This is a genomic window from Nocardia sp. NPDC058497 (assembly GCF_042720195.1).
GTDB lineage: Bacteria > Actinomycetota > Actinomycetes > Mycobacteriales > Mycobacteriaceae > Nocardia.
On sequence record NZ_JBHXMY010000257.1, the window covers coordinates 3863 to 8112 of the forward strand.

A 4250-nucleotide genomic window follows, 5' to 3' on the forward strand; every position below is an offset into this window, starting at 1 on the left:
TTCGGCCCCCGCGCGGTCACCCGCGCGCAAAAGCAGCACGCCGAGGTCGGAGGCGGCGCCGCTGTGTCCTGCCTCGGCGGCCTGGGTCAGCAGGGTGCGCGCCGAATCGTGTTCACCGCGTTCGTTCATCGCGGTCCCCAGGTCGTAGAGCGCACGCCCGAACCCCTGCCCGCCGGACGTCTGCGGCGCGCGCAGGGTCGGTGGTGCGATGCCGGGCGTGGTCTCGACAGAGGGATCGGGCGGGATGGGTGGGGGAGCCGGCGGTGCGTGGCTCGCTGTCCGGAGCTCGGGCGGGACGGGTGTCTGGGGATCGGCAGGCAGGAGGATCGGCGCGCTGGCCGCAGGTGGCATGACTGCCGGCGCCGAGCGACGTCCCTGCATGATGGCTGGTGCCGAGTTCGGGGGCGGCACATCGGGGGTCGGTGGAACTGGCTGCATGGCGGCAGGTTCCGGGGGAGCAGGCGGCACCGGGCGCTGCACCGGAGCAACGGGCGGCACAGCGGCTGGTGCCGGGGGATCAGGCGGGGCCGGCGGCTGCACCGGAGCGACGAGCGGCATGGCGGCTGGTGCTGGGGGATCAGGCGGTACCGGGCGCTGCACCGGAGCAGCGGGCGCAATGGCGGCTGGTGCCAGGGCCGCCGGTGGCCTGGCGGCCGAATCCGGCGGACCGGCAGACATGGCGGTCGAAACCGGGGGACCGGTGTACGGGGTGGCCGAATCCGGCGGACTGGCAGGCGTGGTGGCCGAATCCGGCGGACTGGCGAGCATGGCGGCCGTGATCGCCGGCGTCGGCGGCATCGTCACCGGCGCGAAAGGAGTATGCGGCGTGGCGGCCTGGATCGACGGCGCCGCGGTCGAGACGGGTGGCGGCACGAACGGCGCGGGATCCGGCGCCGGGACCGTGGTCAGTTCCACGACGAGCTCGTTGAAATCCGGTGTGCCGGGCCCGGTACTGCACCACAGCGTCGCCGCGCGGCCGGGCAGCAGGTCGACGACCATTCCGTAGTTGCCGGTCCAGGACTGCTGTGTCCCGGACCCCGCCACCCAGACCGGGGTGAGGGTGAACAGCGCCTCCGGCCCGTCCGCGGTCACCGGGATGTCGACCCCGGCGGCGAGCGCGTCATACCAGATGTCGACGCCCTGCAACGATTTCCCGCTGAGGCGGACATGCCCCTGCTGCACGGTGAGCCCGAGACCGAGACCGGATACCTCGGCGGGCGGCATCACCGACACCGCCCGCACTCGCACCACGGTCGTCCCCTCGGGCAGTGCCTCGGCGTACATCGGATACACGGCCGCGCCACACCAGTCGATCGGGTCGGCGCTGGTATAGCGCTGTGCGAGCGGGATCAGATCGCCAGCAGGTTGCGCGCCGGGATCATTCATCGGTGCAGCCCACCCTTTCCGCGTTCGACCCCCCAATGCGGCGTCTGGCGCTGGCCGCGGTTGCGCGCTACACCGTACTCGCGTCTACGCGATACCGCGACCCTTTCCGCACAACGCCCCGGCGAACCAGCTGACCTGGGCCTGGATCGCGGATCCGGATGGTCGGCAACGGGATTCGCCGGGGCGTGGCCGGTCGATCGTCGGCCGGTCGGCTAGACGGCGACCGATTCGCCGATCTCCTCCTCGACCGCGGCGCGCGCGACCGGTGCGGGCGCGTTGCGTGCCTCGTGTCGTCCGGCGACCACGACGAGCACCACTCCGACCGCGAGCCACGCGAACAGTCCGAGCAGACGCGCCCCGAACCCGGCGGCAGTGTCGAAGTACAGCAGACTGCGCAGTCCCTCGACGAAGTCGGCGCCGTTCCAGAACGAATGCAGCGCACCGAAGAACCCGTTCTGCAGCTGCGGCCCGTAGACGCCACCCGAGGTGGTGAAGTTCAACATCACGAACAGCGTGATGAGCGCGAGTGTTGTCCAGAGCTTCAGGAAGGTGTGCAACCCGATGCCGATCAGGATGATGTCCTCGCGGGTGGGCACCGTGATGATGTCGACGCCGTCACCGGCCTTGTCCTTCATCGTCTGCGCCAGCACCATCGACTGCGGGGAGTCACCGACGACGGCCAGTTCGAGATGGTTCGGCGTCGGCTGGTGGAACGCGCCCAGATACGCGAAGGCCATGCCGAGACACATCAGCAACGGAGTCACAGCATCCTCGACCCTGATCCTGGAGCGCGACGGATGCCAGGCCACCGACCTGGTCGAACAGTTCCTGCTCGACAAATCGACGGTCAGCAGGCAGGTCGGCGCCCTGGAGAAGCTCGGCTACCTCGAACGCGAGGTCGACCCCGGCAACCGGCGCAACCACATCCTGCACGCCACCGCGGCGGGCCGGACGGTCGCCAAGGAGGCCGAGCGCCGCCGCCGGGAGGCCTCACCGCCCGATTCGCCGACTGGACCGACGCCGATGTCGAGGCGATGGCGTCCTCTCTCATCCGCTACAACCGCGGCGACTGACCGGCATCCCGCAGACCCACGGTCGGTCCCGGCACCGCCGCGACCACGCCCGATCGGGCATCCGGCTGGCTATTGCGCACGTCACCGCCGTCGGCGGGCGATGACGCGGTATAGCACGCGAGTCGGTATAGTCGCCGCGGATGAGTAGTGACACCACCCACCCTGTGCAGCGGCAATCCCCACGCCCGATCAATCGAGCATGGTGGCTGGTGCCGGTGCTGCTCACCGTTGTCTCGATCGCGTGCGTGCGCATCCCGCTCTGGCCGTTCGAGCAGTATTCCGGCGGTTTCATCGACCTGCAGGTGTATCGCCTCGGCATCGAGGCCATGCGCGACGGCGCCGACATGTACGGCGAGCTGCCCAAGACCTCCGCCGGGATCGGCCTGCCGTTCATCTATCCGCCGTTCGCCGCGATCGCACTCGCGCCGTTCGCGCTGCTGTCCTGGGGTGCGGCCAAGATCCTTTATGTCGTGGCGTCGATCGCCGCGCTCGGCTGGACCCTGTTCCTCGTCGCCCGGCGCTACCACCGCGAAAGCCGCCAGGCCGCGCTGCTGGTGACCGCGTGCGCGCTGCCCGCGGCCATGCTGCTGGAACCCGTGCGATCGACCATCGACTTCGGCCAGGTCAACCTGCTGTTGATGGTGCTCGTCGCCACCGACTGCCTGCTCCCCAAGACCCGCTACCCGCGCGGCATGCTCATCGGCCTCGCCGCCGCGATCAAACTGACCCCCGCGGCGTTCGTCCTGTTCTTCCTGGTCCGCAAGGACTACAAGGCCGCCGCCACCGCCGCAGCCACCGGCGCGATCGCCACGATCGCCTCCTTCGCGCTGCTCCCCGGCGAGTCCACCCGCTACTGGTTCGGCGGCCTCGGCAGCGTCTCGGGCCTGAGCGGCTCGCCGTTCCACACCAACCAGTCCATTCAGGCCGTCCTGGCCCGCCTGCACGTCACCGGACTCCCGTTCGACGCCCTCTGGCTCGTTTTCGGCGCCCTCCTACTTGTCTTGGTCGTCGCCGCCATGCGCAAGGCCGCCGACGCCCCCGCCATCGCCCTGGCCCTCAACGCGGTCTTCACCCTCCTGCTCTCACCCATCTCGTGGTCCCACCACTGGGTCTGGATCGCCCCCGCCCTCCTCGCCATCGTCTGCCACGCCCGCACCCTCCCCGTGAGCAGTGCCCGCGGCTGGTACGCCACAGCAGTCGTAGTCGCCGCCGTCTTCGTCATCGCCCCCCACAGCTTCCTCCCCGACGGCGAACACCGGGAGACCTCCTGGGCATGGTGGCAACACCTCGTCGGCGACACCTACGTCTGGCTCGCCGTAGCCCTGGTCGCCCTTTTCCTGCTCACCGGCCGGCGGCCTGCGGCAAATACGGCGGCGGAGCCCGCCAAGGTCGAGGAACCCGCCCGCGCTGCATAGCGGGTGAGGGTCGTGCCGAGGGTGTAGTCAGGGCGGCACGTCCGTCGTGGGTATGACCGAGAAGCCTCGGACCCGGCGCGCAGCTCGCCCTATGCACCCTCACCCGCCGCAACTCCCCGGCTTTCCGCAGCGAATCGCGAGGTAACGCCAGACGGGATTCGTCCGCGCCTCGCGTATTGCTGGACGACAGTCCGGCGCTCAGCGAGTACGGCCGATCGCCGGCCTACAGCTAGATCGGAAGCTTTATCGGTTCCGCGCGCTCGTCGGCGTGCATCAAGGCGGATGGTGTCCGGATATGAAGAAGGCCCCCAACATATAAAAGGGCCATAATTTGTTTCCCGAGGGGGGCAATAACCCCCACCCCCAAAAACCGGCA

The 4250-nt window shown here is 69.7% G+C and carries 4 protein-coding genes; 2 read left to right on the top strand and 2 right to left on the bottom strand.

Annotated features, from left to right (window positions below; translation table 11 throughout):
• Positions 1–1386: tetratricopeptide repeat protein (locus ACFWPJ_RS18125; RefSeq protein WP_378852737.1), on the bottom strand; the 1386-nt coding region annotated here is incomplete at its 3' end.
• A gap of 212 nt (positions 1387–1598) precedes the next feature.
• Positions 1599–2150 (bottom strand): hypothetical protein, encoded by a 552-nt coding sequence (locus ACFWPJ_RS18130; RefSeq protein ID WP_378852739.1) that lies wholly within the window; start codon positions 2148–2150, stop codon positions 1599–1601.
• On the opposite strand from ACFWPJ_RS18130, the gene ACFWPJ_RS18135 reads away from it, so the two are divergent.
• Together ACFWPJ_RS18135 and ACFWPJ_RS18140 are read left to right on the top strand one after the other, a co-directional pair.
• A complete protein-coding gene (locus ACFWPJ_RS18135; protein ID WP_378852741.1) occupies positions 2122–2607 on the top strand; it encodes a MarR family transcriptional regulator in 486 nt (161 codons plus the stop codon). The genes ACFWPJ_RS18130 and ACFWPJ_RS18135 overlap by 29 nt on opposite strands.
• Positions 2600–3874 carry a glycosyltransferase 87 family protein gene (locus ACFWPJ_RS18140; RefSeq protein WP_378852743.1) on the top strand — a complete coding sequence of 425 codons (1275 nt, stop codon included), beginning with the start codon at positions 2600–2602 and terminating at the stop codon, positions 3872–3874. The genes ACFWPJ_RS18135 and ACFWPJ_RS18140 overlap by 8 nt, the downstream gene beginning before the upstream one ends.
• The last annotated feature ends 376 nt before the right edge of the window (positions 3875–4250 follow it).